This is a genomic window from Mesorhizobium sp. WSM4306, from assembly GCF_007003975.1.
GTDB lineage: Bacteria > Pseudomonadota > Alphaproteobacteria > Rhizobiales > Rhizobiaceae > Mesorhizobium.
Genome location: NZ_VFTC01000026.1, coordinates 1 through 26240, shown reverse-complemented (window position 1 = coordinate 26240; position 26240 = coordinate 1). Strand labels below are relative to the sequence as shown.

At 63.9% G+C, this 26240-nt stretch carries 21 protein-coding genes and 1 riboswitch; of the genes, 12 read left to right on the top strand and 9 right to left on the bottom strand.

Annotation, left to right across the window (positions count from 1 at the left end; all coding sequences use genetic code 11):
* Positions 1-97 precede the first annotated feature (97 nt).
* The 5 genes from phbB to FJV77_RS25090 all read left to right on the top strand — a co-directional run bounded on the left by phbB (position 98) and on the right by FJV77_RS25090 (position 6817).
* Positions 98-823 carry an acetoacetyl-CoA reductase gene (phbB, locus tag FJV77_RS25110; RefSeq protein ID WP_142869283.1) on the top strand — a complete coding sequence of 242 codons (726 nt, stop codon included), beginning with the start codon at positions 98-100 and terminating at the stop codon, positions 821-823.
* 707 nt (positions 824-1530) lie between these two features.
* Entirely contained in the window at positions 1531-4974 is a 3444-nt protein-coding gene (locus tag FJV77_RS25105) for a helicase-related protein (RefSeq protein WP_142869282.1), read from the top strand.
* 16 nt (positions 4975-4990) lie between these two features.
* Positions 4991-5377: an RNA-binding S4 domain-containing protein gene (locus tag FJV77_RS25100; protein WP_142869281.1), complete on the top strand. Its 387-nt coding sequence runs from the start codon at positions 4991-4993 to the stop codon at positions 5375-5377.
* Positions 5378-5525: 148 nt separating this feature from the next.
* Positions 5526-5864, top strand: coding sequence for a ferredoxin FdxA (fdxA, locus tag FJV77_RS25095; protein WP_142869280.1), 339 nt, complete (start codon positions 5526-5528; stop codon positions 5862-5864).
* Positions 5865-6235: 371 nt separating this feature from the next.
* A complete protein-coding gene (locus FJV77_RS25090; protein ID WP_112559634.1) occupies positions 6236-6817 on the top strand; it encodes a CarD family transcriptional regulator in 582 nt (193 codons plus the stop codon).
* A 66-nt stretch (positions 6818-6883) separates the two neighbouring features.
* Here FJV77_RS25090 and FJV77_RS25085 read toward each other — a convergent pair whose 3' ends face one another.
* From FJV77_RS25085 to FJV77_RS25075, 3 genes are all read right to left on the bottom strand, one after another.
* Positions 6884-7654: an amino acid ABC transporter ATP-binding protein gene (locus FJV77_RS25085; protein WP_142869279.1), complete on the bottom strand. Its 771-nt coding sequence runs from the start codon at positions 7652-7654 to the stop codon at positions 6884-6886.
* A complete protein-coding gene (locus FJV77_RS25080) occupies positions 7651-8331 on the bottom strand; it encodes an ABC transporter permease subunit (protein WP_142869278.1) in 681 nt (226 codons plus the stop codon). The genes FJV77_RS25085 and FJV77_RS25080 overlap by 4 nt, the downstream gene beginning before the upstream one ends.
* Positions 8332-8475: 144 nt before the next feature.
* Complete coding sequence (locus FJV77_RS25075) at positions 8476-9249, bottom strand: amino acid ABC transporter substrate-binding protein (RefSeq protein ID WP_142869277.1); 774 nt, start codon at positions 9247-9249, stop codon at positions 8476-8478.
* Between the two features lie 402 nt (positions 9250-9651).
* Here FJV77_RS25075 and FJV77_RS25070 point away from each other — a divergent pair, with 402 nt between their 5' ends.
* Positions 9652-10515, top strand: a complete 864-nt coding sequence (locus FJV77_RS25070) for an RNA polymerase factor sigma-32 (protein WP_142869276.1) — start codon at positions 9652-9654, stop codon at positions 10513-10515.
* A 166-nt stretch (positions 10516-10681) separates the two neighbouring features.
* On the top strand, positions 10682-13060 hold the full coding sequence (locus tag FJV77_RS25065; protein WP_142869275.1) for a caspase family protein: 2379 nt from the start codon (positions 10682-10684) through the stop codon (positions 13058-13060).
* 61 nt (positions 13061-13121) lie between these two features.
* Here the strand turns inward: FJV77_RS25065 and FJV77_RS25060 are convergent, their stop codons facing one another.
* From FJV77_RS25060 to thiB, 4 genes are all read right to left on the bottom strand, one after another.
* The gene (locus tag FJV77_RS25060; RefSeq protein WP_348643834.1) at positions 13122-14528 is read right to left on the bottom strand and encodes a M48 family metalloprotease; all 1407 of its coding nucleotides are present in this window, start codon (positions 14526-14528) and stop codon (positions 13122-13124) included.
* A gap of 334 nt (positions 14529-14862) precedes the next feature.
* On the bottom strand, positions 14863-15624 hold the full coding sequence (gene thiQ / locus FJV77_RS25055; RefSeq protein WP_246691380.1) for a thiamine ABC transporter ATP-binding protein: 762 nt from the start codon (positions 15622-15624) through the stop codon (positions 14863-14865).
* Positions 15621-17219 (bottom strand): thiamine/thiamine pyrophosphate ABC transporter permease, encoded by a 1599-nt coding sequence (thiP, locus tag FJV77_RS25050; RefSeq protein WP_142869273.1) that lies wholly within the window; start codon positions 17217-17219, stop codon positions 15621-15623. The genes thiQ and thiP overlap by 4 nt, the downstream gene beginning before the upstream one ends.
* Before the next feature lie 230 nt (positions 17220-17449).
* Positions 17450-18451, bottom strand: coding sequence for a thiamine ABC transporter substrate binding subunit (gene thiB / locus FJV77_RS25040; RefSeq protein ID WP_142869272.1), 1002 nt, complete (start codon positions 18449-18451; stop codon positions 17450-17452).
* 49 nt (positions 18452-18500) lie between these two features.
* Positions 18501-18615, bottom strand: a riboswitch (TPP riboswitch).
* Between the two features lie 162 nt (positions 18616-18777).
* Between thiB and FJV77_RS25035 the strand changes: the two genes are divergently transcribed.
* From FJV77_RS25035 to FJV77_RS25020, 4 genes are all read left to right on the top strand, one after another.
* Positions 18778-19437 carry a thiamine diphosphokinase gene (locus tag FJV77_RS25035; RefSeq protein WP_142869271.1) on the top strand — a complete coding sequence of 220 codons (660 nt, stop codon included), beginning with the start codon at positions 18778-18780 and terminating at the stop codon, positions 19435-19437.
* 1 nt (position 19438) lies between these two features.
* On the top strand, positions 19439-21259 hold the full coding sequence (locus FJV77_RS25030; protein ID WP_142869270.1) for an ABC-F family ATP-binding cassette domain-containing protein: 1821 nt from the start codon (positions 19439-19441) through the stop codon (positions 21257-21259).
* 163 nt (positions 21260-21422) lie between these two features.
* Positions 21423-21665: a type II toxin-antitoxin system CcdA family antitoxin gene (locus FJV77_RS25025; protein WP_142869269.1), complete on the top strand. Its 243-nt coding sequence runs from the start codon at positions 21423-21425 to the stop codon at positions 21663-21665.
* Positions 21665-21964, top strand: a complete 300-nt coding sequence (locus FJV77_RS25020; RefSeq protein WP_142869268.1) for a CcdB family protein — start codon at positions 21665-21667, stop codon at positions 21962-21964. The genes FJV77_RS25025 and FJV77_RS25020 overlap by 1 nt, the downstream gene beginning before the upstream one ends.
* Positions 21965-21993: 29 nt before the next feature.
* Here the strand turns inward: FJV77_RS25020 and FJV77_RS25015 are convergent, their stop codons facing one another.
* Both FJV77_RS25015 and FJV77_RS25010 read right to left on the bottom strand, forming a co-directional pair.
* Positions 21994-23658: a hypothetical protein gene (locus FJV77_RS25015; RefSeq protein WP_142869267.1), complete on the bottom strand. Its 1665-nt coding sequence runs from the start codon at positions 23656-23658 to the stop codon at positions 21994-21996.
* A gap of 76 nt (positions 23659-23734) precedes the next feature.
* Positions 23735-25033, bottom strand: a complete 1299-nt coding sequence (locus FJV77_RS25010) for an adenylosuccinate synthase (protein ID WP_142869266.1) — start codon at positions 25031-25033, stop codon at positions 23735-23737.
* Between the two features lie 211 nt (positions 25034-25244).
* Between FJV77_RS25010 and FJV77_RS25005 the strand changes: the two genes are divergently transcribed.
* On the top strand, positions 25245-26168 hold the full coding sequence (locus tag FJV77_RS25005) for a DMT family transporter (RefSeq protein ID WP_142869265.1): 924 nt from the start codon (positions 25245-25247) through the stop codon (positions 26166-26168).
* The last annotated feature ends 72 nt before the right edge of the window (positions 26169-26240 follow it).

Below are 26240 nucleotides of genomic sequence, written 5' to 3'. Positions count from 1 at the left end.
CGAATAGGGAAGAATGGCGTTGGCGCGGCAGGATCTCTAGTCCCTGCTCGCTACTCGCTATTCGCTACTCGCTCCTCCACCAACAGGGAGGAAGTTCATGACCAAAACAGCGCTCGTCACCGGTGGATCGCGCGGCATCGGCGCCGCCATTTCGATCGGCCTGAAGAATGCGGGCTATACGGTTGCCGCCAACTATGCCGGCAATGACGAGGCAGCGGCGAAGTTCACGGCGCAGACCGGCATCAAGACCTACAAATGGTCGGTTGCCGACTATGACGCCTGCGCCGTCGGGATCAAACAGGTCGAGGCCGATCTCGGCCCGGTCTCGGTGCTGGTCAACAATGCCGGCATCACCCGCGACGCCATGTTCCACAAGCTGACGCGCGAGCAGTGGAAAGAAGTCATCGACACCAACCTCTCCGGCGTCTTCAACATGACGCATCCGCTGTGGGGCGGCATGCGCGACCGCAAGTTCGGCCGCGTCATCACCATCTCTTCGATCAACGGCCAGAAGGGCCAGGCCGGCCAGGTCAACTATTCCGCCGCCAAGGCCGGCGACATCGGCTTCTCCAAGGCGCTTGCCCAGGAAGGGGCTCGCGCGGGCATCACCGTCAATGTCATCTGCCCCGGCTACATCGCCACCGAGATGGTCAGGGCAATCGACGAGAAGGTGCTCAACGAACGCATCATCCCGCAGATCCCGGTCGGCCGCCTCGGCGAGCCGGAAGAGATCGCGCGCTGCGTCGTCTTCCTCGCCTCCGAGGATGCCGGCTTCATCACCGGCTCAACCATCACCGCCAATGGCGGCCAGTATTTCGCCTGAGCGACAGCATTTCGCCTGAGAGAAAAAACGGGCCGGCTCGCGCCCGTTTTTTGTCGTCGACAGGCAACGCTCTCAGGCTTCCATGTCGGCACTGCCCCGTTCCGGCACGCAAAGATTAACGGCGCCGGCTCAGGCTGTGCGAAACCCGCTTCACAAGCTGTGAATTCTCGGTGGGCAAGCTGTGGATAACACAACATATTGGGGTGAACAAATCGGGAAAACCCGCTCATCGCTGATTCGTCGCCGATTCGTTCCTGCTTTGACCGAAACGTTAATGGCGAAGGCCGAAAAGCTCTGCCAAATGGTCAAGGCCGGTTAAGAAAAGTCAATAATTTCATAATCTTGGCCAACGGCCCTTGCACGGTGACCATGCTTCACCGGCAAAGGTTAATGGCAAAGCTCGCCCTGCATGAATCGGGCCAGTTCCGACGATTCAGCATGTGGTGAGTTCAGCTGCTGAGAGATCCACATATAGCCGTGAACAAAAGCTGAATCTGCAGGAGTCACTGATTCGTCTCCGATTCGTTCCAGACTCGTTCCAACTGTTAAGCAGCAGCGAATCCCGACCTCGAAGGAGGACCTCTGGACGCCGGGCCGAACATTCCGCTTTCGCTTCGCGCCTGAAATCCCTATGTGTCGCCTGTCATACGCGCCATTTAAGGGTGCGCTCCCGACAACACGATGCAGAAAGCCTCATTTCAGGGCCGATGAACATCCAGCCGAAACACACCGAGCCGCTGATCCTGTCGGGCCGCGACGTGACTGCTGTGCTGGGGCCAACCAACACCGGCAAGACCCATCTCGCCATCGAGCGCATGGTGGCGCATGAGAGCGGTATCATCGGCCTGCCGCTCCGCCTTCTGGCCCGCGAAGTCTACGCCCGCGTTTGCGAAAAGGTCGGCGCCCACAAAGTGGCGCTGATCACCGGCGAGGAAAAGATCCAGCCGCCCGGCGCGAAATATTCGGTCTGTACTGTCGAAGCCATGCCGCGCGAGACCGACGCCGCCTTCGTAGCCATCGACGAGGTGCAGCTTGCCGGCGACCTCGAGCGCGGCCACATCTTTACCGACCGCATCCTGCATCTTCGCGGCCGCCAGGAAACCCTGCTGCTCGGTGCCGCCACCATGCATGGCATTCTGCAGCGCCTGCTGAAGGGCGTCTCCGTGGTGACGCGGCCGCGGCTGTCGCATCTCGCCTATGCCGGCTCGAAGAAGCTGACCCGTTTGCCGCGTCGCACCGCCATCGTCGCCTTCTCCGCCGACGAGGTCTATGCCATCGGCGAACTGATCCGCCGCCAGCAGGGTGGCGCCGCCGTCGTGCTCGGCGCGCTCAGCCCACGCACCCGCAACGCCCAGGTGGCGATGTTCCAGGCCGGCGACGTCGACTATCTCGTTGCCACCGACGCCATCGGCATGGGTCTCAACCTCGATCTCGATCATGTCGCCTTTGCCCAGAACCGCAAATTCGACGGCTACCAGTACCGCAATCTGACGGCGGCTGAGCTCGGCCAGATTGCCGGCCGCGCCGGCCGCCATCTGCGCGACGGCACTTTCGGCGTCACCGGCCAGGTCGATCCGCTGGATGAGGAACTGGTCAAGCGCATCGAAGGCCATGAGTTCGACCCGGTGAAGGTGCTGCAATGGCGTACCGCGCATTTCGATTTCGCCAGCCTCGACGCGCTGAAGCGCTCGATCGAGACCAACGCCCCGGTCGAAGGGCTGACGCGGGCGCTGCCGGCGGTCGATGCGCAGGCGCTCGAACATCTCTCCCGCGACGAGGACATCCGCGCGCTCGCCACCAACGCCAAGCGCGTGGCGCTGTTGTGGGAGGCTTGCGCGCTCCCCGACTACCGCAAGATCGCGCCGGCCCAGCACTCCGACCTCATCGCCTCGATCTATACGGACCTCGCCAAACACGGCCATGTCGACGAGAACTACATGGCCGAGCAGGTGCGCAGGGCCGACACGACCGAGGGCGATATCGACACGCTGTCGCACCGCATTGCCCAGATCCGCACCTGGACATTCGTGTCCAACCGGCCCGGCTGGCTGGCCGATCAGGCACACTGGCAGGAAAAGACGCGCGAAATCGAAGACAGATTGTCGGATGCGCTGCATGAGCGGTTGACGAAACGGTTTGTAGACCGCAGGACTTCCGTCCTCATGCGGCGCCTTAGAGAAAATACAATGCCTGAAGCCGAAATCAGCCCTACCGGAACCGTCCTTGTCGAAGGCCACCATGTCGGCGAGTTGCAAGGGTTCCGCTTCACCGCCGACCAGAGCGCCGGCGGCGAAGACGCCAAGGCCGTGCGCACGGCAGCGCAAAAGGCGCTGGCCGCCGAGTTCGAGGCGCGCGCCGAACGCTTCGGCGCCTGCGCCAATGGCGACCTGGCGCTGGGCTCCGACGGCACGCTGCGCTGGATCGGCGCACCGATCGGCACGCTGGTTGCCGGCGAGGACGCGCTGAAGCCGCGCCTGGTGCTGCTGGCCGACGAGCAGCTGACCGGCCCCGCCCGCGACAAGGTCGCCGCGCGCGCCGAGCGTTTCGTCAATTTCCAGATCGAGTCGCTGCTGAAGCCGCTGGTCGACCTCAAGAACGCCGAGCAGATCACCGGCATCGGCCGTGGCATCGCCTTCCAGCTCGTCGAGCATTTCGGCCTCATCAACCGCCGCGACATCGCCGAAGAGATGAAGTCACTCGACCAGGAGGGACGCGCTGCCCTGCGCCGGCTCGGTGTGCGTTTTGGCGCCTACCACGTCTTCGTGCCGGCGCTGATCAAGCCCGCACCCGCCGGCCTGATCACGCTTTTGTGGGCGCTGAAGAATGACGGCAAGGACAAGCCCGGCTTCGGCGACGTGGTGCACGCGCTGGCCTCCGGCCGCACCTCGGTGGTCATCGACCCGGCTTTCGACAAGGCCTTCTACAAGCTCGCCGGCTACCGCAATCTCGGCCGCCGCGCCGTGCGCATCGACATTCTGGAACGGCTGGCCGACCTGATCCGCCCCGCGACCAACTGGAAGCCCGGCCTCGGCCAGCGCCCGGACGGCGCCTATGACGGCCAGTCCTTCATGGTGACACCGCCGATGATGTCGATCCTCGGCGCCACCGCCGACGATATGGAAGAGATCCTGAAGGGTCTCGGCTACCGCGCCGAGCCGAAGCCGCCCGCAGAGGTGAAGGCACGGCTGGAAGCGCAGGACAATGCCGCGCGGGAAGCCGCGGCAGCCAAGCTGGCGGAAGCGGCTGCCAAGGCTGCGGCGGAAGCCGCCGCAGCGGATGCTGTCACCGAGGCGCCGGTAGAGGCTTCAGAGCCGGATGCGGCTGTTGAAGCCACCGCCGCAGAAGTTACGTCAGAGGATACCCCAGAGGCCGTTGCCGAACAGGCAGCGGAGGCTGTTTCTGAAGATCAAATCGAAGCTCCCGCAGAAATCGCGGAAGAAGTCCCGCCCGTTACAGAAGCTGTCGCCGACGTCACTGTCACCGAAAGCGCCGACGCCCTTACCTCCCCCTCGATGGGGGAGGTCGCGGCGCGAAGCGACGCGGGTGGGGGTGACGGCGCTGACGAAGCAGGTCGTGCTGACGCCGCCGACGCTGAAGATGCAACTGACGACGCCGGCGCTGCCCCCACCCCGGCGCTGCGCGCCGACCCTCCCCACGAGGGGGAGGGTGGAACTGGCGAAGCCGCGCCAGAGGCTGAAGAACCAAAACCAATCCTGTTGTGGCGGCAGGGCCGTTTCGAGCAGCGCCCGCGTCATCGCCACGAAAACCGCAATCGCCCGCGCAACGGCCAGGCTGCCCGCACCGACTCGCCTGCCGATGCCGCCGGCGGACAGCCGGCAACGGGCGAACGGCCGGCCTATCAGGGCCGGCGCGACCAGCGCGACGGTGCTGCCAAGCCACGCTTCGACCGCTCGAAGTTCAAGCCCAAGCCGCAGGCCGAGGGCGAACAGCGCCGCGACGGCAAGCCGCAAGGCGAGCGTCCCCGCGAAGGCCGGCCCGACTGGAAGGGCGGCAGGCCCGAAGGCAAGGGCGGCCCGCAAGGCGGCAAGCCGGCCTTCCAGGCCAAGCCGCGCGAGGAACGGCCGGTGCGTTTCGATCCGGATTCGCCCTTCGCTAAGCTCGCCGCCTTGCGCGATCAGCTGAAGAAGTAGGCTCAGGCGCGCTGCGATGGTTGCAGAAGGTCGTCAGCGCATCGACAAATGGCTGTTCTTCTCGCGCGCGGTCAAATCGCGCTCGCTGGCGGCCAAGCTGGTGGTCGCCGGACGCGTCCGCATCAACAGCGACAAAGCAGCGCAGGCGTCGGATCTGGTCAAGCCCGGCGATGTTTTGACCATCACGCACGAGCGCCGCATCTTCGTCTGGAAGGTGCTCGGCACCGGCACGCGGCGCGGCCCCGCCGAGGAAGCGCGCACGCTCTATGAGGATATGTCACCGCCGCCGGCGCCGAAAGGCGAGGCTGTTGCCGATGCCATTCCCGCGCTGCGCGAGGCCGGCAGCGGCCGGCCGACCAAGAAAGAGCGCAGGCAAACCGACCGGCTGTTCAGCGAAGACTGAAGCCTTGGCGCTCCTCACCATGCCCGCCATCTGGAATTCCATTTCGGAAGCGCCGGTCCCGCCAGGCATGGCCGCCCTTGCAAGCGGCAGGCAAAGGCGTTACCTCACCAAAAAGCCTAGCAAAAACGGGACGTCCCGGAGCCGACCAATGACCTATGTCGTGACCGACAACTGCATCAAATGCAAGTACATGGACTGCATCGAGGTCTGTCCGGTCGACTGTTTCTACGAAGGCGAGAACATGCTCGTCATACATCCCGACGAGTGCATTGACTGCGGCGTCTGCGAACCGGAATGCCCCGCCGATGCGATCAAGCCCGACACCGAGCCGGGTCTCGACAAATGGCTGCAGGTCAACACCGAATACGCCGAGAAATGGCCCAACATCACCGCCAAGAAGGAGCCTCCGGCCGACGCCAAGACCTTCGATGGTGAGACCGGCAAGTTCGAGAAATATTTCTCCGCTGAGCCCGGCGAAGGCGACTGATGCTGCGGCCGACTTGGCTGTCATAACGCTGCGTAACGCGCATCATAGATTAACTGCCTTGACAGGCGGCGATGTCGCTCGACCTTCGCGTTTGCAGCAAAACCTTGATTCTTCCTACTTTTTGTGCTACATCTGCTGAAACATGCCGGTGACACAACGTCGATTTATGGCGCAAGCGCCCCAAATCACTGAAAGGTGAAATCCCCAATCGGACCAGAGCGATCTGGGCCAGGCAGTCGCTATGTATGCGGTTTGCCGGTCTCGGCTTTTTCCGATGGGTTCATCTGTTGTGCGGCAAACGATCGGTGTCCCCGGTCGCACGCGTTCGGACCGGCAGGCCGCCGGTACCACAACAAGGAGTTCAGGGCGTAATGGCAACGATCACCCCGCAGAAGAAGTCCACCGCGGCACGTCACGGTTTCAAGACCGGCGAGTACATCGTCTATCCGGCCCACGGCGTCGGCCAGATCGTCTCGATCGACGAGCAGGAAGTTGCGGGCCACAAGCTGGAACTGTTCGTCATCGACTTCCAGAAGGACAAGATGCGGTTGAAGGTGCCGGTCGCCAAGGCGACCTCCATCGGCATGCGCAAGCTGTCGGAAGAGGATTATGTCGAGCGCGCGCTGAAGGTTGTGCAGGGCCGCGCCCGCGTCAAGCGCACTATGTGGTCGCGCCGCGCCCAGGAATATGATGCCAAGATCAATTCGGGCGACCTGATCTCGATCTCGGAAGTCGTGCGCGACCTCTACCGCGCCGACAACCAGCCGGAGCAGTCCTATTCCGAGCGTCAGCTCTATGAGGCGGCACTCGACCGCATGGCCCGTGAGATCGCTGCGGTCAACCGCATGTCGGAAACCGAAGCCGTGCGCCTGATCGAGGTCAACCTCAACAAGGGCCCTAAGCGCGGCGCCAAGGCCGACAACGAGGAATCCGAACAGGAAGAAGCTGCCTGATCGCTTTCACATTTTCATGAAAAACCCGGCCTCGCGCCGGGTTTTTTGTTTGGGCTGAGGCGCGGCCTATGCCGCGCCGCCTTCCTTCGCCGCTTCCTGCTTCAGCGTCGCGATAAAACGCTTCGTCCGCTCACGCTCCGGATTGCTGAACACCACGGCGGACGGCCCCTTCTCGACGACCACGCCAGCGTCGAGAAACACCACTTCTTGAGCGATCTTCGAGGCGAGGCGCAGGTCATGCGTCGCCATCACCATTGTCGTGCCTTCGCTGGCGAGTTTTCCCAGCACGTCGACGACTTCCTGTGCCAGTTCAGGATCGAGCGCCGAGGTCGGCTCGTCGCAGAGCAGCACCTTGGGCGACGGCGCCAGCGCGCGGGCAATCGCTACGCGCTGCTGTTGGCCGCCCGACAGAGTCGCAGGCCATGCATCGGCCTTGTGCGCCATGCCGACTTTCTCGAGCAGCGCCAGCGCCCGCTCCCGTGCCTTCGCCGTTGGCCATTTCAGCACCGTCACCAGCCCCTCCATGACGTTCTCGATGGCGGTGCGGTGCGGGAACAGCTGGAAATTCTGGAACACCATGCCGGTCTGCAGCCGCAGGCGCTGGATGTCCCGGCTGGGGATTTTGATGCCGGGGCGGAATTCCAATGTCTCGTCGCCGATGCGCACCGTGCCCGAGGTCGGGATCTCCAGCAGGTTGATGCAGCGCAGCAGCGTGCTCTTCCCCCCGCCGGACGGGCCAACCAGCGCGGTGACGCTGCCTTCGGCAATGGTGACCGTTACGCCCTTCAGCACGAGATTGTCGCCGAAGCGCTTTTCGATGTCGGTGAGGCCGATCATGAGCGCGCCTCCAGGAAGCCGCCGTAACGGTTGAGCCTTTCCTCCAGCCGCGTCTGCAGGGCAGACAGCACCGAGCTCATTGCCAGATAAAGGATCGCCGCCTCGACATACAGGATCAGCGGCTCATAGGTGGTGGCGACGATGCGCTGCGCTGCCTGGAACATTTCCGGCACAGTGATGGCCGCAGCCAGCGACGTATCCTTGACCAGCGAGATGAAGGTGTTGGACAGCGGTGGCACAGCAACCCGACCGGCTTGCGGCAGGATGGTGCGCCGCATCGACTGGCTCCAGGTCATCCCGATCGAATAGGCCGCCTCCCACTGCCCCTTCGGCACAGAGCCGATCACGGCGCGAATGATTTCGGAACTGTAGGCGCCGATGTTGAGGGTGAAGCCGATCAGCGCGGCCGGAAAGGCGTCGAGCAATATGCCGACCGAGGGCAGGCCGTAAAAGATCAGGAACAGCTGCACCAGAAGCGGCGTGCCGCGAAAGATCCAGACATAGAAGCGGACCACGGCGACCAGCAGCTTCGGCCCGAACAGCCGCACCAGAGCGACAACCAGGCCGACGAACAGGCCGAGCGCAAACGACAGCAGAGTCAGCGGCACGGTGAAGATCAGCGCCGCCCACAACAGCGTCGGCAACGAGTCCAGCATCAGTTGCAGCCAGTGCGGCACGAGCGGCTCCTCTCCTTGTAAATGCCGTCTAGACCGGTCCGGCAGTGCGATTTTGCGGTTGTCATATCATGCGAAAAACGGCGAGCCGTCAAAGACGGCCCGCCGCTATTGTGTCGTTGCCGGCAAACCGCCGGGAGACCTTCGTTACTGCGAAACGTCCTGGCCGAAATAGGTGTCGGCGATCTTCTTGTAGGTGCCGTCGGCCTTGATGTCGGCCAGCGCCTTGTTGATCGCGGCCACCAGTTCCGGATCGCCCTTGCGCACGATGACGCCGGAATAGTCGGCGTTTTCTTCCTGCGCCGCGATCTTCACATTGGCGTCCGGCTTGTGCTTCTTGAAGTCGAGGAAGGACAGGCTGTCATTGATGGTGGCGTCGGCGCGGCCGGTGAGCAAAAGCTGGATCGACTGGTCGAAGCCGTCGGTGCCGACGAGTTCGGCGCCGTTTGTCTCGGCGAGCTTGCCGAAATTCGAGGTCAGCGACTGCGCCGCCTTCTTGCCCTTGAGATCGGCGAAGGTCTTGATGGCGGTATCGTCGCCGCGCACGATCAGCACCGCCTTGGAGGCGATGTAGGGATCGGAGAAGTCGTACTTGGCCTTGCGCGCGTCGGTGATGCCGACCTCGTTGATGACGGCGTCATAGCGGTTGGCATCGAGACCGGCGATCAGCCCGTCCCATTTGCCTTCGAGGAACTCGACTTTCACGCCGAGCTTGTCGCCGATCGCCTTGGCGATCTCGACGTCGAAGCCGACCAGCGCGCCGGCATCATTGTGATAGGTGAAGGGCGCATAGGTGCCTTCGGTGCCGACCTTGATGGTGCCGGCCTGCTTGATCTGGTCGAGGTTGGCGCCGGCGTGGCCGGATGTGACAGCCAGAACCTGCAGCGTTCCGGCGACGATGAGCGAATTGAGCCATTTCATTTTTCTGTGATCCCGTCCTTGGCCGGTGTCCGGCGCTTGTGAGAGCCGGAAACTGACAGATAGAGAGCCGCAAAATAAGGAACCAGATTTCAAAAAAATGGCGATCCAGAAATCAGATTCTCAAAGTAACTCAGATGGGTGCCGATTGCCCTCGTTTTGTGCTGTCGGCGCGCGCTGTCGGATGGCACAAAACAACCGCCATCGGCGGCGGAACCAATCCCCGGTGTGGCACGTTCATGCCCTGTTGTAGGGCGCTGCGGTTCCATTTCAAGAACCCCTAGCTGCGCCAGACCCAAAGCAATTCCAGGAAAAGTGGGAAACCGGTTTTCCGTCCGAAATTGCATCAGGATAGAGCCAGCGGCCGCCAGGCCGTCCGAAAATGTCCGGGAGCAGGAGCGCGGCATGATCGAAGACACGGCAGGACGGACCATGGTCCGCGCGGCGATGAAGGCCCCCTATCTCGAGCGCGACGAGGAACATGTTCTCGCCTTGCGCTGGAAGGAAGACCAGGACCAGCAGGCGCTGCACCAGATCACCGTCGCGCATATGCGGCTGGTTATCTCCATGGCTTCGAAATTCCGCCACTACGGTCTGCCGCTCGGCGATCTGGTCCAGGAGGGCCATGTCGGGCTGCTGGAGGCGGCGGCGCGCTTCGAGCCGGAGCGCCAGGTGCGCTTCTCGACCTACGCGACCTGGTGGATCCGCGCCTCGATGCAGGACTACATCCTGCGCAACTGGTCGATCGTGCGCGGCGGCACCTCTTCGGCACAAAAGGCGCTGTTCTTCAATCTGCGGCGCTTGCGCGCCCGGCTGGCCAATGGCACCGAGCCGATCTCCAACGCCACGCTCTATCGCGAAGTCTCGGTAGCGCTCGGCGTCTCCGAGGCCGATGTGGCGATGATGGATTCCAGGCTTTCGGCACCCGACTCCTCGCTCAACGCGCCGCTCGCCGACGATACCGGCACCACCGAGCGCATGGACTTCCTGGTCTCGGACGATCCGCTGCCGGACGAAGTCGCCAGCGACACCATCGATTTCGAACGTCGCCTGCTCTGGTTGAAAGCAGCGCTTGGCGCGCTCAATGCCCGCGAACTCAGGATCATCGAGGAACGCCGGCTGACCGACGAGGGCGCTACGCTGGAAGCGCTCGGCGAGACGCTCGGCATTTCCAAGGAGCGTGTCCGCCAGATCGAGGCCCGCGCCATGGAAAAGCTGAAGGTCGCGCTGGTCAAGCAGAACCCGGAATTTCAGACGCAGGCAGCCTGAAATTCCTGGTTGGCAGCAGTATTAAGATATTTTCCAGTCAGCATATAAGATCAGCACGCCAGATTTCGTCGCTCCTCATTCGCAGATTGTGAATTCTTTAACAGACCCGCTGAGCTGCAGGGTGTCTGCTGGGGTTCACCAGATCATAGCGGATGAGGATTTTGCCATGTCGCGACTCTGCGTGTTTCTTGCAGCTTTGATCCTTGTGACCCTGACGACTTTCGAGGCTAGTGCCGATCGAAGGGTTGCTTTCGTGATCGGCAATTCCGAATACCGGGAGCTTCCGGCGCTCAAGAACCCGGACAAGGACGCCGGAGACATCGCAAGCACGTTCCGGATGGCCGGCTTCGACGTTTTCGTCGCCAAGGATTTGACCAGACTTCAGTTCGAGGACCGCTTCCGCACCTATCTCGCGGCGGCCGACGGTGCTGATCTTGCGGTGGTCTATTATTCGGGCCACGGCTTCCAGATCGGCGGCGAGAACTTTCTTATCCCGGTCGACGCCACGCTTAAGGATCCGGCCGACGTGGAAGTCCAGGCAATCAAGCTCGACGACATGTTGCAGCAGTTGCGCTCGAAATCGAAAATCCAGGTGATCATCCTCGACGCCTGCCGCAACAATCCTTTTCCGCGTAAGAACTATTGGCTTCGCGACCAGCTGATCGTCGCCAGCGGTAGTGGGTTGGCGCAGGTGAAGGGTTCTGAGAACGCGCTGATCGCCTTTGCCACCGAGCCGGGAGCCGTTGCCTATGACGGGGGCGGCAATCTCAGCCCATTTTCCTCCGCCTTCTCCCGTCGTGCGTTGGCGCCGAACCAGGAGATCAGGGCAGTCATGGCCGCCGTGCGCCGCGACGTCGTCAAGGCAACCGATGGCAAGCAGGTTCCATGGGAAAATTCCTCGCTTCTCGATGATGTGTTTCTGATGCCCCGCGCCAACCGCCCGGCGCTGCCGCCGGTGCTGGAGAAGATCGTGCCGTCCGGTATCGGGCCAGTCGCGCTGGATCTGCCGGCGCCAGTTGACGTCGACGGTGGCGCAGTCAGCGTCAGCATCGAAAGCCTGCCGGCACTCGGACAGCTGACGCTTGATGGCAAGCCCTTGGCCATGGGCGAAAGGATCGAGGGTACCGACCTGCCGCGTCTGCGCATGGACGCCCCCGAATTGGCGGGTGGGCAGGAACAGGTGGATACGCTGGCCTACACCACGCACAACGAGTGGGGTGGCGAGTCCCAAGGCGTTCTGTTGTTGCGGATCAGAAACGGCGCGGGCGCCGATAGCAAGCAACTCATGGCCTCAATCGCCGCCGAGCAAAAGCAGGCGGTGGTTGAACGCGGCATTCGTATCGCCGACGCCGCCGAGGCGATCGAAAACCGCGACATCGAAATTCCCGTCGGCGTCGGCCCTATTCCGCTCAAGTTGGATTTCCCGGCCAAGGACCCGTCGATCAGCCTGAAGCTTGCAACCTATCCGGCAACGGGGACGCTGTCCCTGCCGGACCGCATCCTGTCGCCTCAATCGAGCCTGATGGCCGACGATGTCGACAAATTGCGCTACGAGGCGCAGATCGGCTCCGCGACGCCGGTCGAGATCGGCCTTCAGATCCGCGCCGACAACACATCGAAGACGGCGACGCTGAAACTGTCGCCGAGCGTCGATCCCTGCGATCGAGCGGCGGGCGAACCTCTCGACCTACAAGGCATTGTCCCGGGCCGGCTGGCGAACGAGATTGGCGACGACGCGGTTGAGCTCTGCCAGGCCTCGGTGAAGGCCTATCCGGAGATTGCCCGCTTCCGTTACCAACTCGGACGGGCGTTGCTGGCCTCGGGCAAGGTCAACGAGGCCAGGCAGGCAATCCAGCAGGCCGCCGACAAGGGATACGTCCGCGCGGTTTTCGCCCTCGGCTCCATCGTCTCGTCGGGAATCGGGACGGCCCCGGATCCCGAACAGGCCAACCGCTTCTATTCGGACGCATCCGAAAAGGGTGACCCCTACGCCATGACCGCGTGGGGACGCACCCTGTTCAATGGCCGCGGCGTCCAGCGCGATGCCGCCAAGGGATTGGACTTGCTGCTCAAATCTGCGGCAATGGGGCATATCGATGCCATGAACGATCTCGCGTCGATATTCATGGAAGGTCGCAATGGTGTTCCGGCTGATCCGGACCGTGCGCTCGCCTTCTTCAGAGCCGGGATGGAGCGGCAAGAGATGTATTCCCTGGGTGTTCTCAGCACCCCAAAGCGGGTCGCCTTGGCGATTCCGGCGTGCAAGGTACGGCCCCCGAAAATCATCACGAAAATAAAGGTAGTTCCCATACCCGCGCCAAGACCGAAGGCCCCGAAACCAGGCAAGCGGACAGCCGCAGCAATCCCGACCAAACCCGTGCCGCAAACCGGCCGAATGGCCTGGAGCGGCAACAACGGTGATGGTTCCGAGCACCGTTCTGCAAATCGCGGTGGTGGCGAGAACACCACTAGTGAAGGCACCGATGGCGACAGCGGTACCGATATCGACAGCGGTACCGATACCGACACTAACAGCAACTTCTGAGAGTGGCAGTGCCCACAGCCATACATCGTGCGGGCAAGCCCTATCGAACCGGACTGCGCTGCTACTTGTCCGTGACGATCTTGACCTTGTCGCCGGCCGAAACCGAGGCGCCCGGCGACATCGCGTTGAGCACCCTGAACAGATCGAGCTTGCGGTCGACGCCGACCATTTGCGCCGAAAGCGAGCCCATGGTCTGGCCGGCCTGAACGGTGACGACGCGGATGTGTAGTGGCTTCAGCGCCGCCTTTTCGGCCGCACTCAGGATGCGGAACGAGCCGCTGACCGAGCGCGCAACCGGGTCGAGCGTTGCGCTGGCCGAGGGGGCCGCCGTCAACAGCCGGTAGACCTGGCCGCCGGCACGGATCACCGCAATGTCGAACTGCCAACCGTCGGCGCCGGCATGCGCGGTCGCTGCCTCGTTGCCGTTGATCGTCTCCTGCCGCACGCTGGTCTCGTCGAGACCGGCCACCCAGCCGCTTCTGATATAGTCGGTGAGCGCACGATCCTTGTCGATCGACACGCCGTCGAAGCGGATCGCCATGTCGCCCGGCCCGGTCGCCGTCACCGCCGCAGCCGTATTGTCGATGATGAAACCGTTCGGCACGGTGAACGATACGCCGAGCCCCGGATGCAGGAATGTCTGGCCGCGCACATAGCCTTCTTCCGGCGTGTCGCCGTAGAGCAGGCCGTCAATGCCAGCCAGGAAGGAATCGCGGTCGCGCGTGCCGACGCCCGGCGCGCCGAACTGGCGGGCGTGGCGCTGAGCCAGATCGATGCGCTGCGGCGTGTTGGGGTGCGTGGCCAGGAAGTCGAGGCTGGCATCGGTGGCGCCTGATATCGAGCGGAAATCGGTATAGGCCGACATCGACTGCAGGAAGCGGCCGGCGGCATAGGGATCGTAGCCGGCTTCGCCGATCGACTTGATGCCGATGGCGTCGGCCTCCAGCTCCTGGTTGCGCGAGAACTGCGCCAGTCTGAGCTTGCCGCGGATCAATGCCGCCTTGGCGGTCGGGCTGTCGCCGAGCACATCGGAAACCACCTTGGTCGCCAGGCCTTCCTCGGCCTCGAGCTGCTGGCGCTGCAGGCCGTGATTGGCGGTGACGTGGCCCATCTCATGCGCGATGACGGCGGCGAGTTCGGCCGAATCATTGGCCAGCGCCAACAGGCCGCGGGTGACATAGAGATATCCGCCCGGCAGCGCGAAGGCGTTGACGTTGGGCGAATTGAGGATGGTGATGCGATAGGTCTGGGTCGGATTGGCCGACACCACGGTCAGGCTGCCGACAACCTTGGCCACCATCCGCTCGAGCTTGGGATCGGAATATTCGCCGCCATAGGTGGCGAGAATGCGCGGATGCTGCGCCTTCGCCAGTTCGGCAAGCTTGCTGTTGGCGGCGACATTGTCGACCGTGATCGGCTTGTCGGAAGGCTGGAAGCCGGATTCCTGCACTTCCGGAGGCGTGAACATCTGGCAACTGGCCAGTGCCACGGCAAGGCCGGCCAGCGCGAGGAAGCGCGCCAGCGGTCTGCGTCTCCAAGTGTCAGTGCCGGTCGACAGCACGGCGTCCCTTCAGCTCTCGGCGCATGACCTGGACCCAGGGGTCCGCGCCAGCGAAAATCGAATTTTCGGTGGCAATCCTGCACAAATCAAAAAACCTACAGCGTTTTACGCATCCGGATGGATGCGGCGCTGTAGGGGGCAAATCACGGCTCGTGCCGGACCAGTACTGGGCGGACCTAGCCACATCAGCTGGACCATGGCAAGCAAGCGCCACATCACCTGTAGGCGGTTTGGTCGTAAATTATGTCCGCTTCCGGGCAATATCGCGTGATCCGCCCGAACTTGCGCCGATATAGCGCCGAAACGCTTCATGACCAGTGCCGTCGAAAAAATCGGCGGCAGCTCCCGTTGCGGCAACCCGACCATTGTCCAGAAAAACCATGTCCTCGCCGATGCGTCGCGCGTCTTCCGGCTGATGCGTGACGAACAACACCGTCATCGCCCGCTCGGCATGGACGCCGGCCACGAGGTCGAGCATGTCGTCGCGCAGTGCGGGCCCAAGCGAGGCGAACGGCTCGTCGAGCAACAGCACCGGCCGGTCGCGCACCAGCACGCGGGCGAGCGCCACACGCTGCCTTTCGCCGCCGGAGAGTTCTCGCGGCAGGCGCTTTTCCTTGCCGGCAAGGCCGACACGGCTCAGTGCCTCGGCGATTGCGGCGCGGTCGGTTTGCGCCAGGCTAAGCGATGGCGAGCGGCCGAGGCCGACATTCTTCTCGACCGAGAGGTGGGCAAACAGATTGTTTTCCTGGAACACCATCGACACCGGCCGCGCCGACGGCGGCACGGTGCTGACATCGGCGCCGCCGATCAGAACGCGGCCGGATTGCCGCGTCTCGAAGCCGGCCACCAGGTTGAGCAGGGTCGACTTTCCCGAACCGCTCGCCCCCATGATGGCGGTGATTTTCGAGGCAGTGAACTCGACATCGAACAGGAACGGCGCCTCGCCATAGCTGAACGCGACCTTGTCCAGCCGCACGACCGCGCTCTTGTTGGCGGAATTCACGATCTTTCTCCTCGTCCCAGCCAGTCCGCGGCGACCACCAGTGCGAGGCAGACCAGTCCAAGCAGCAAGGCCAGTCCGGCGGCGTCGGCCGTGCGGTAGCTGCCCATGCGTGCCAGCAGGAGATAGGGCAATGTCTGCACCGAATCGCTGCCGAACAGCGCGATGACGCCGAGATCGCCAAGCGACAGCGCCATGGCGAAGGCAAAGCCCGTGGCCAGCGGCCGCCGCAGCGACGGCCAGTCGACCAGCCGCAGCCGGCTCCAGCCCGAAATGCCGAGCTGTGCGCACAGCTTTTCGTGGCGTTCGCTAGCTGCATCATAGGCCGGACGCATCGCGCGGATGGCGAAGGGCATCGCCATCACCGCGTTGACGGTGACGACCATGACCGGCGCGATGGCAAAGACATCGGCGACCGTGCGCAGCAGGAGAAACCAGCCGGCGCCGATGACGATGGGCGGCACGACGAGGACAAAACCGGCGCCGGTGTCGGTGGCATGTTCGAGCAGCGAGCGGGCGCCGTCACGGCGGTGTAGGGACAGCGCCCGGCGCGCCATGATCAGCGACAGCGATAGCGACACCGAAAGCAGCGCCGCCAGCAGGCTGAGACAGGCGCTGGTCAGCGTCGCCTGGCGCACCGCGCTCTCGCCGGCCAGCCGGCCGAGATCGGCGCCAAGGCCGGATGCGACGGTTGCCGCCATCGGCCCGGCGACGAACAGCAAGGCGAGCACGATCAGGGTGGCGTTGAGCGCCGTTTCGGTTGTGCCGGCCGAGAGATAGCGGCGCGGCGCCACGGGAAGGTTGGCGTCGCCGGTCACATTGGCGCCAAGCCGCGTCAGCGCCAGCACAACGGCGAAGGTCAGCGCGATCTGCAGCACCGTCAGCGTCACAGCACGCGCGGGATCGAAGTCGAAGCGCAGCGCTTGGTAGATGGCGACCTCCAGCGTCGTCGCCGCCGGCCCGCCGCCGAGGATGAGGACGATGGTGAATGAGGTGATGCAAAGCATGAAGACAAGGCCAGCGACGCCCGGCAAAGCCGACCGCAGCACCGGCCATTCGATCAGCCGGAAGGCCGGCCTGGCCCCCATGCCGAGCTGGCTTGCCAGCCGCCATTGATCGGCAGGCACCGTGCCTAGCGCCTCGAGGAACAACCGCGTCGCCAGTGGCAGGTTGAAGAAGACATGGGCGACAAGGATGCCTGACAGGCCGTAGATATCGGGCCAGCTTTGGCCGGCGATCCCGGCGAAGTAGGCGGCCCGGCCATAGAGCGCCAGTATGCCGAGCGCCGCGACAATCGCCGGCAGGGCCAGCGGCACGGTGAACAGTTGCAGAATGAAGCCGCGGCCCAAGAAGCGCGGGTGCCGCGACAGAGCGCGGGCGACGAAGAGCGCCGGTACGACCGAAAGCAGCGTCGAGAGTACCGCCTGCCACAGGGTGAAGCGGGTGACGCGCAGGAGATAGAGATCGAAGGCGGACGCAGCACCGCGGAGGTCGTGCGCGCCTTCTAGGATGAGGCCCGCGAAGGCGCCGCCGATCAGCAGCGCGATTGCCGCAAGCGCGACAATGCCGGCGGTGATGCGGGGGTCAGAGCGTTGCACGCCGGACCGCCCAAAAGATCTTTAGCGGGCGTTGCGTTCCTTCGCGCCCCCCTCTGTCCTGCCGGACATCTCCCCCACGAGGGGGGAGATCAGCAGTTTCCGCAATCCGCTCAAAACGTTGGAGGTTGGCGAAAGCCGAGGCGACACCCAATCTCCCCCCTCGTGGGGGAGATGTCCGGCAGGACAGAGGGGGGTGCCGTAGAGCACTCATCTTGCGATCATATAGCAAGCTACTTGCTCATCACCGCCAGCCACTCATCCACCCAGGCCTTGCGGTTAGCCGCAACCTCTTCCGGGCTGAACAGCAGCGTCTTCGCCGGCTTGACCAGTTTGTCGAAGGCCGGGTTGAGCGGCTTGTCGGTTTTCCCGGCCGGGAACATCCAGTTGGTCTCGGGAATGACATCCTGGAATTTCGGCCCGGTCATGAAGGCCAAAAACTTTGCCGCCAGCGGGTTTTTCGCACCCGTGGTAGTGATGCCGGCGACCTCGATCTGCAGGTATTCGCCTTCCTCGAAGGACGCCGCCTGATAGCGCTCGGTGTTTTCGGCCACCATGTGGTAGGCCGGCGATGTCGTGTAGGACAGCACCATCGGCGCCTCGCCCTTGGTGAACAGGCCGTAGGCCTCGCTCCAGCCCGGTGTCACCGTCAGCACTTTTGGCTTGAGCTTCGCCCATGCCTCCGGCGCCTTGTCGCCATAGACCGACTTGACCCAGAGCAGCAGGCCAAGGCCCGGCGTCGAGGTGCGCGGATCCTGGATGACGATCTTGTCGGCGGCATCGCCTTCGACCAGTTCCTTCAGGCTCTTGGGCGGGTTCTTCAGCTTCTCGGTGTCGTAAACGAAAGCGAAATAGCCGTAGTCGTAGGGGACGAAAGTATCGTCGCTCCAGCCGCCCGGCACGCTGTTTTCAGACACCGGGCCGTGCGGGACAAACAGGCCGGAGGCCTTGGCCTCGGCGGTCAAGTTGGTGTCGAGGCCAAGCACGATGTCGGCCTTGGTCGAGGCCCCCTCAAGCTTGACGCGGTTGAGCAGCGCGACGCCGTCGGCGACCGAGACGAAGTCGACGCTGCAGCCGCATTCGGCCTCGAATTCCTTCTTCACCGCAGGACCCGGGCCCCAGTCGGCGGTGAAGCTCTCGTAGGTGTAGACGGTGAGTTTGTCCTGCGCGGACGCAGGGCTTGCCAAAAGCGAAACAGCAAGACCCAGGGCTGGGGCAAGACGGGATAAAAACATGCACATCGGCGCCTCCTTCATTCGTGTTGAAAGGAATTGAGGCGTCGGGCTGTCCGAAGCATCTAATCCCTCCGCCGGTACAAACCGGATCAGGTTCAGCGGGTTGGCGAGACTGCCTCTCAGCCGGTCCGCGAAGATCGCGTCCGGCACCCCGTTAGAGCGCTTCGACACATAGGCCCGGCCAAGGTGCCATGCAAGTGGAAGTTTGCCAGAGCATGATCCCGAAAAGTGGGAACGGTTTCCGGAAAAAGATCGTGCTCCAACAAAGAGCGACGGCGAGGCCCGGCCTTTCGTTTCGCCGGCGGGGCTGGTAAGGGCCACCGGATATGAGCACATTCACCATCCTGCTTGGCGGCGATCTCATCCGCACGCCGCGGCTCGACCGCCAGGTCGAAGGCACGCGCATCATCGCCGCCGACGCCGGCATCGGCCATGCCCGCCTGCTCGGCCTGAAGCCGGAGCTATGGGTGGGCGATTTCGATTCCGTGCCGGCGGACCTGCCCGCCGATCTCGCCGCCGTGCCGCGCCAGGTATTTCCGCCCGAAAAGGACAAGACCGATGGCGAGCTGGCCATCGCCGCCGCACTGGAACGCGGCGCCACCAGCCTTGTGCTGGCCGGCGCTTTCGGCGGCAAACGCGCCGACCATGCCTACCTGCATCTGGCGCTCAGCCTGCGGCTGGCCGAGGCCGGCACGAAAGTGTTGTTGACCAGCGGCGCACAGGAAGGCATCCCCTTGCTGCCGGGCAAGGCCGGCTTCGACTATGCCGACGGCACCCTGTTTTCGGTGCTCGGCTTTTCCGATCTCTCAGGCCTGACCGTTTCCGGCGCCAAATGGCCGCTCGACCATGTCGAGGTCGCCTTCGGCTCGTCGCTGACCATCTCCAACGAGGTCAAGTCCAACAAGACCGGGGGCGGCCTCGAAATCGCGCTCGGCCATGGCCGCGCGCTGCTGCTCGCTCATCCCTATCCCTTGCCTGAAAGCTGACATGGCCCCGCCCCTTCTCAACCTCGACGGGATAAGACTGACCTTCGGCGGCACGCCGCTGCTCGACGGCGCCGAACTCACCGCATCCGCCGGCGACAAGATCGCGCTCGTCGGCCGCAACGGCTCCGGCAAGTCGACGCTGCTCAAGATCGCCGCAGGGCTGATCGAACCGCAGGACGGCGAAGTCTTCCGCCAGCCTTCTGCGACGGTGCGCTATCTCCCGCAAATGCCCGACATGGACGGCTTTGCCAATGTGCGTGCCTATGTCGAGGCGGGACTCGGGCCGGCTGACGATCCCTACCGCGCCACCTATCTGATGGAGCATCTCGGCCTCACCGGCACGGAAAACCCCAACGACCTCTCCGGCGGCGAGGCGCGGCGCGCTGCGCTTGCCCGCGTCATGGCGCCGGAGCCCGACATTTTGCTGCTTGATGAGCCGACCAACCATCTCGATCTCCAGGTCATCGAGTGGCTGGAAGAGGAGCTGGTTCGCACCTCTTCGGCGCTGATCGTCATCTCGCATGATCGTCGCTTCCTCGAACGCGTCTCGCGCGCCACCGTCTGGCTGGATCGCGGCCAGACCCGCCGTCTTGACAAGGGCTTTGGCCATTTCGAGGAATGGCGCGACCTTGTGCTGGAAGAGGAAGAGCGTGAGCAGCACAAGCTCGGCCGGCAGATCGTGCGCGAGGAGCACTGGCTGCGCTATGGCGTGACGGCGCGGCGCAAGCGCAACATGCGCCGGCTCGGCGAATTGCAGACCATGCGTCAGCGCTTTCGCGGCCATCGCGGCGCCGAAGGCTCGGCCACCATGGTGGCCAGCGACGCCGCCGAATCCGGCAAGCTGGTGATCGAGGCCAAGAACATCGAGAAGAGTTTTGGCGACCTCACCGTGGTCAAAGGCTTCTCGACCCGGATCCAGCGCGGCGACCGCGTCGGCCTCGTCGGACCCAACGGCGCCGGCAAGACGACGCTGTTGAAGATGCTGACCGGCGAGATGAAGCCGGATGCCGGCTCGGTGCGGCTCGGCACCAATCTGGAAATCGCCACGCTCGACCAGAAGCGCGAGTCGGTCGACCCAGCCGAGACGCTGGCGCAATACCTCACCGACGGGCGCGGCGAAAACCTCGTCATCAATGGCGAGCAGCGCCATGTCGTTTCCTACATGAAGGATTTCCTGTTCAAGCCGGAACAGGCGCGTACTCCGGTGCGCGAGCTGTCCGGCGGCGAGCGGGCGCGGCTGCTTTTGGCCCGCGTCCTGGCCCGGCCGGCCAACCTTCTGGTGCTTGATGAGCCGACCAACGATCTCGACATGGAAACGCTGGAGCTGCTGCAGGAACTCGTCGCCGGTTTTGCCGGCACTGTCATCCTGGTCAGCCACGACCGCGATTTTCTCGACCGTACGGTCACAAGCATCATCGCGCCGGACGGTGGCGGCCGGTGGATCGAATATGCTGGTGGCTATTCCGACATGCTGGCGCAGCGCGGCGGCACCCGGCTCGACGACCGCAAGGCGCGGACCAAGACTGAGGTCGGCGACACGCCCGCAGCGGGCAAAAGCGAGACGGCTATACCGAAAGGACCAGCGAAGAAACTGTCGTTCAAGCAGAAATTCGCACTGGAATCGCTGCCCAAGAAAATCGAGGCGGTGACGGCCTCGATCTCGCGGCTGGAAAGCAACATCGCCGACCCCGCTTATTACGAACGTGACCCGGCTTCGTTCCAGAAGACCATCGCCGCCCTCGACAAGGAACGTGTCACGCTGGCCGCGCTGGAGGAAGAGTGGCTGGAACTGGAGATGTTGCGCGAGGAGATGGAGGGGTGAGGAGCGTTCGGCCGTAGGGCCGATCAATCGACAACAAACTTGTCGATTGAAGGGACGAAACGCCCGGAGCCGTAGCGGAGGGCCGGGCACCTGCACCAACGTGCTTGATTATTGCCTCTGTACCAAAATGCGCATACATTATGCGCATGTTGCGGAGGCTAGTATGCGTAAGATTGCCTTGAATGCGATCCGTCAGCCAGCAAATCTGTCGATCGACTCGAACCTCATGAGAGAAGCCAAGGGGCTTGATGTGAATGTCTCGCGTGCTGCGGAGGCAGGCATCGCGGAGGCTGTGGCTGCCGAAAAGACGCGCCTTTGGAAGCTTGAGAATCGCGCCACGATGGATGCGTGGAACAGCTACATCGACAAGAATGGCATTCCCTTGGAAGAGTACCGGCAGTTCTGATGCCCCGCTATGATGTCTTCGCCGGCCGTACCGAAGGCAACTATGTGCTCGACGTTCAATCCGACCTGCTCGACAATTTCAAAACGCGGATTGTCGTCCCGCTCCTGCCGGTCGCATCAGTCCCGCCGCCGATGCGCAAGCTTCATCCGATCTTCGAGATCAACGGCCGCAAGCTGGTTATGGCCACGCACCTGATCGCCACCGTTCCGGCGAGCGAACTGGGTGAAAGCCGGCTGAATCTGACGAAGCATCACGACGACATCGTCGCCGCGCTGGACATGCTGTTCCAGGGCTTCTGAACGAAGGCTGGCGGTGCTGCCCCCGTCCCTCAGCCGGCCGTCTTCGCCTGCCAGGCCTTCAGCGCCTCGTCGAACACCTTCTCGCCGGGAATGCCCTTTTCCATGGTCAGCAGCGCGCGGCGTCCGGTCTTGTAGACCACCGGCACGTCGATCCAGTCCTGGCCTCTGAGCAAGGTCAGATTGGCGTCCTCGTCGGCCTTGGTGTCGTTGAGCGCCACCAGGAAGAAGCCGTCGGCGATCTTGGCCGGGATGCCGATCAGCGGACTGCCGGCATCCTGCTCGGAGCTCTTCATGGCAACGCGCAGGATGTTGTCGACGCCGCCGCCGTCGAACCCCTGGGGCGTCAGGAAGATCATCTCGATGATATGGCTGGCCGGCAGCGTCTGGTCGGTGTTGCGGCGGATGGTCATGCGCAGCTGGATGTCCTTGCCGGGAATGGTCGCCTCGGCGCGGATCGCCGGCTCGGGCGGCAGGTCGCCGCCGGGCGATTCCTGCACCAGCGACCAGACGATGCTGCCGGGTTCGGCCGACCCCTGCGCGGTCGAGGTGCGTTCCTCGTAGAAGATCGCCTTCTGGCCGACCGCAACGGTCGGCTCGGGAGTTGCGGCCGTCGGTGCTGCGGGCGGCGTGCCGGTTGCGGGCGCCGGCGGCGTGGCAGCGGCATCAGCCGGTGCTGCCCCAGTGGCCGGCGGAGCGGCGCCATCGGCGGGCGGCGTTGCCGGCGGCGTGGCGGAAGCGTCAGGCGCCGGCGTGGCGGGCGCCGTCGTGGCTGCGGTGTCGCCGGGCGCCGGGGTCGCGGGCGCTTGCGCCGCCGCAGGGGCCGGAGCCGGAGGCGGTGGCGTGGTCAGCGCGGCGACGGACTCGCCCTCGCCAATGCCGCTTTGACCGGCCGCGGGACCGGGGTCGGTCTCACCGCCTTCGGGCGTCAGGCGCTGCGTGAATTTCGTTCCCTCGCCGCCAGCAGCCGGTGCGGGCGCCTCGACCGCGGGCTTTGCCGGCGCCGGCTTGACCAGCGGTTCGGTCGAGACCGTCTTGGTGTCGCCAAAGCCGAGCATCGAGCCAAACGCATCCTTGTTCAGCCAGATGCCATAGCCGCCGCCGGCGACTACCAGCAGCGCGACGACAGCGGCGATCAGCCCGCCATAGCTGCGCTTGCGCTCGGCCGGGCGCAGGCGCTGGAACGTGTCCGCGGCCGGCTGCTTGTCATTGGCAAACACATCGGCGCTATCGTCGTCGGCGTCCAGCTCCGCGGCTTGCTCGTTGACGGTTTCTGCACGCGCGGCAGGCGGCGGTGTCGGTGCGGGCCTCTGCCAGCTCGGCTCCGTCCGGGCAACCGGCGCCGGCTGCACGGGTTTCGCCGGCTGCCATGCCGGCGCGGGCGCGGGCGTGACTGGCGGCTTGACATGACTGGGCTGGTTCTTGTTGCGGTCAATGGAGGAGAAGATGTGCTCGAGCTCAGCCAGCGGATCGGATGCCGGCGCCGGTTTGGCATAGTCCCGCTCGACACTTGAAATTGCGTCTTCCAGGGAGCGTTTCTGCTTGGCAATGACTTCGGCGGACAGCGGCGGCGAAAAATCCGCAAGCTTCTTGACCAGCGCGGCACGGGCGCCGTCGTAGGTCCTCGTACGCACGTCGAGCGCCGGCTCGCCATATTTGTCGAGCGCCTTTTTCAGAACAGCAACGAAATCTGCCATGCTTCAGTCGACCTGTATTTTATTTCCGCGCCGGCCCCCGCAAATCGGCCGCGATGCCCGGAAAGGCTTCAGAAAACTAGTCTTGAAACGGATCGGTCACAAGTATTGTGTCGTCCCGTTCCGGGCTGGTGGAAAGGAGCGCGACGGGTGCGCCGATGAGCTCCTCGATGTAACGGACATATTTGACGGCCTGCGCCGGAAGGTCGTTCCAGCTGCGCGCGCCGGCGGTGGTGCCTTTCCAACCCTCGAGCGTCTCGTAGACCGGTTCGACGCGCGCCTGCGCGCCCTGACTGGCCGGCAGATAGTCGATCATCTCGCCGTCGAGCCGGTAGCCGGTGCAGACCTTGATCTCGTCCAGACCATCGAGCACGTCGAGCTTGGTCAGCGCGATGCCCTTGATGCCGTTGACGGCGACGGCCTGGCGCACCAGCACGGCGTCGAACCAGCCGCAGCGGCGCTTGCGCCCGGTGACGACGCCGAATTCGTGGCCGCGCGTGCCGAGGAACTCGCCGATTTCGTTCTTCTGCTCGGTCGGGAACGGGCCCTCGCCGACACGCGTCGTATAGGCCTTGGTGATGCCCAGCACATAGCCGATGGCGCCCGGGCCGACGCCCGAACCGGCCGCGGCCTGACCGGCGACGGTGTTGGACGAGGTGACGAACGGATAAGTGCCGTGGTCGATGTCGAGCAGCGTGCCTTGCGCGCCCTCGAACAGGATGCGCTCGCCGGCGCGGCGCTTGTCGTCGAGGATTTTCCAGACGCGGTCCATATAGGGCAGGATCTCATCGGCGACCGAAGTCAGCTCGGTCATGATCGCCTCGTGGGTAACCTCGCCATGGCCAAGCCCGCGACGCAGCGCATTGTGATGCGTCAGCAGCCTGTCGACCTTGAGGGGCAGCGTTTCCAAATCCGCCAGATCCATCACCCGAACCGCTCGCCGGCCCACCTTGTCCTCATAGGCGGGGCCGATGCCACGACGGGTCGTGCCAATTTTCGTTCCGGAATTTGAGGCGGCGTCCTCGCGAAATCCGTCCAGTTCCCGGTGCAGCGACAGGATAAGCGCGGTGTTTTCGGCTATTTTCAGGCGGTCCGGCGTCACCTCGACGCCTTGCGCCTTGAGTTTGGCCACTTCAGCGACAAAGGCGTGCGGGTCGAAGACGACGCCATTGCCGATGATCGACAGCTTGCCTTGCCGCACCACGCCCGACGGCAGCAGCGACAGTTTGTAGACCTTGCCGTCGACGACCAGCGTGTGGCCGGCATTGTGGCCACCCTGGAAGCGCACGACCACGTCGGCGCGCTCCGACAACCAGTCGACGATCTTGCCCTTGCCTTCGTCGCCCCATTGCGAGCCGACGACCACCACATTGGCCATGTTTCTTTTCCCTTGAGATGCCGCCCTGGCGGCCTGGATATGGTTCGAAACGACAGGCCTCTATAGCGTCAAGACCTCGCAAGCGCGACCTTTCTTTGCCGCCGAAAATGCCCTGAGGCACAACAATTTTCGGCTTTGACATCATTTACTTGGGCCGGCGATGGCAATAGGCCGGCAACACCACAGCTTCTGCGGCGGCCGGAATCCCCCAATGCATCGACGCGCCTACCTGTTCTTGGCTGTCACCACCTTGCTGTGGGGCGGCAATTCCGTCGCCGGCAAGCTGGCGGTCGACCATGTCTCGCCGATGATGCTGGTCTTCCTGCGCTGGGTGCTGGCGGTGGCGATCATGTTGCCGATCGGCTGGCACACGATCCGTGAAGACTGGCCGGTGGTGCGAAAACACTGGCTGCTGCTCGGCGTGCTTGGCGCCTGCGGCTTCACTTTGTTCAACACCATCTTCTACACCGCGCTCAACTATACAACCGCGATCAACGTCTCGATCGAACAGGCGGCGATGCCGATCCTGATCATCGTCGCCAATTTCATCTTTTTCCGCTTGGGGGTGAACTGGGCGCAGATCGCCGGCGTCGTACTGACCATTGCGGGCGTGGTGCTGACCGCCTGCCACGGCGACCCGCGCGGGCTGCTGACGCTGGAACTCAATTTCGGCGACGCCATCATGCTGATCGCCGTCATACTCTACAGCGGCTATTCGGTCGGGCTGCGGCTGAAACCGGAGATGCGCTGGCAAAGCCTGATGCTGGCGCTGTCGATCGCAGCGCTCATCACCTCGCTGCCTTTTGTCCTGTGGGAAGCCGCGGCCGGCAAGGTCATCGTCCCCGATATCAGCGGCTGGGTGATCATCGTCTACACCGCGGTCGGCGCCTCGGTCATTTCGCAGATCCTCTACATCAGGGGCAACGAACTGATCGGTGCCAACCGGGCCGGGCTGTTCATCAACCTGGTGCCGATCTTCGGCACGCTGCTGTCGGTGCTGATCGTCGGTGAGACATTCCAAATCTACCAGGCGCTGGCGCTCGTCCTGGTGCTGGGCGGCATCTCGCTCGCCGAACATAGCGGGCGAAAGATGGCGAACCTGCCGCTGGTCTTAAACGAAGAAGGCGCGGACTAAAGCGTGTCGCTATTAATTGGCCTCATATCCGGCAGCCTTGAAGAAGTTTCTGCATTCGGCTGGCTCGAACAG

What these genes read in the sequence shown, in the direction of transcription:
- phbB (WP_142869283.1), top strand. Translation starts at nt 98, where the DNA reads ATGACCAAAACAGCGCTCGTCACCGGTGGATCGCGCGGCATCGGCGCC.
- FJV77_RS25105 (WP_142869282.1), top strand. Translation starts at nt 1,531, where the DNA reads ATGAACATCCAGCCGAAACACACCGAGCCGCTGATCCTGTCGGGCCGC.
- FJV77_RS25100 (WP_142869281.1), top strand. Translation starts at nt 4,991, where the DNA reads ATGGTTGCAGAAGGTCGTCAGCGCATCGACAAATGGCTGTTCTTCTCG.
- fdxA (WP_142869280.1), top strand. Translation starts at nt 5,526, where the DNA reads ATGACCTATGTCGTGACCGACAACTGCATCAAATGCAAGTACATGGAC.
- FJV77_RS25090 (WP_112559634.1), top strand. Translation starts at nt 6,236, where the DNA reads ATGGCAACGATCACCCCGCAGAAGAAGTCCACCGCGGCACGTCACGGT.
- FJV77_RS25085 (WP_142869279.1), bottom strand. Translation starts at nt 7,654, where the DNA reads ATGATCGGCCTCACCGACATCGAAAAGCGCTTCGGCGACAATCTCGTG.
- FJV77_RS25075 (WP_142869277.1), bottom strand. Translation starts at nt 9,249, where the DNA reads ATGAAATGGCTCAATTCGCTCATCGTCGCCGGAACGCTGCAGGTTCTG.
- FJV77_RS25070 (WP_142869276.1), top strand. Translation starts at nt 9,652, where the DNA reads ATGATCGAAGACACGGCAGGACGGACCATGGTCCGCGCGGCGATGAAG.
- FJV77_RS25065 (WP_142869275.1), top strand. Translation starts at nt 10,682, where the DNA reads ATGTCGCGACTCTGCGTGTTTCTTGCAGCTTTGATCCTTGTGACCCTG.
- FJV77_RS25060 (WP_348643834.1), bottom strand. Translation starts at nt 14,528, where the DNA reads ATGTTCACGCCTCCGGAAGTGCAGGAATCCGGCTTCCAGCCTTCCGAC.
- thiB (WP_142869272.1), bottom strand. Translation starts at nt 18,451, where the DNA reads ATGTTTTTATCCCGTCTTGCCCCAGCCCTGGGTCTTGCTGTTTCGCTT.
- FJV77_RS25035 (WP_142869271.1), top strand. Translation starts at nt 18,778, where the DNA reads ATGAGCACATTCACCATCCTGCTTGGCGGCGATCTCATCCGCACGCCG.
- FJV77_RS25030 (WP_142869270.1), top strand. Translation starts at nt 19,439, where the DNA reads ATGGCCCCGCCCCTTCTCAACCTCGACGGGATAAGACTGACCTTCGGC.
- FJV77_RS25025 (WP_142869269.1), top strand. Translation starts at nt 21,423, where the DNA reads ATGCGTAAGATTGCCTTGAATGCGATCCGTCAGCCAGCAAATCTGTCG.
- FJV77_RS25020 (WP_142869268.1), top strand. Translation starts at nt 21,665, where the DNA reads ATGCCCCGCTATGATGTCTTCGCCGGCCGTACCGAAGGCAACTATGTG.
- FJV77_RS25015 (WP_142869267.1), bottom strand. Translation starts at nt 23,658, where the DNA reads ATGGCAGATTTCGTTGCTGTTCTGAAAAAGGCGCTCGACAAATATGGC.
- FJV77_RS25010 (WP_142869266.1), bottom strand. Translation starts at nt 25,033, where the DNA reads ATGGCCAATGTGGTGGTCGTCGGCTCGCAATGGGGCGACGAAGGCAAG.
- FJV77_RS25005 (WP_142869265.1), top strand. Translation starts at nt 25,245, where the DNA reads ATGCATCGACGCGCCTACCTGTTCTTGGCTGTCACCACCTTGCTGTGG.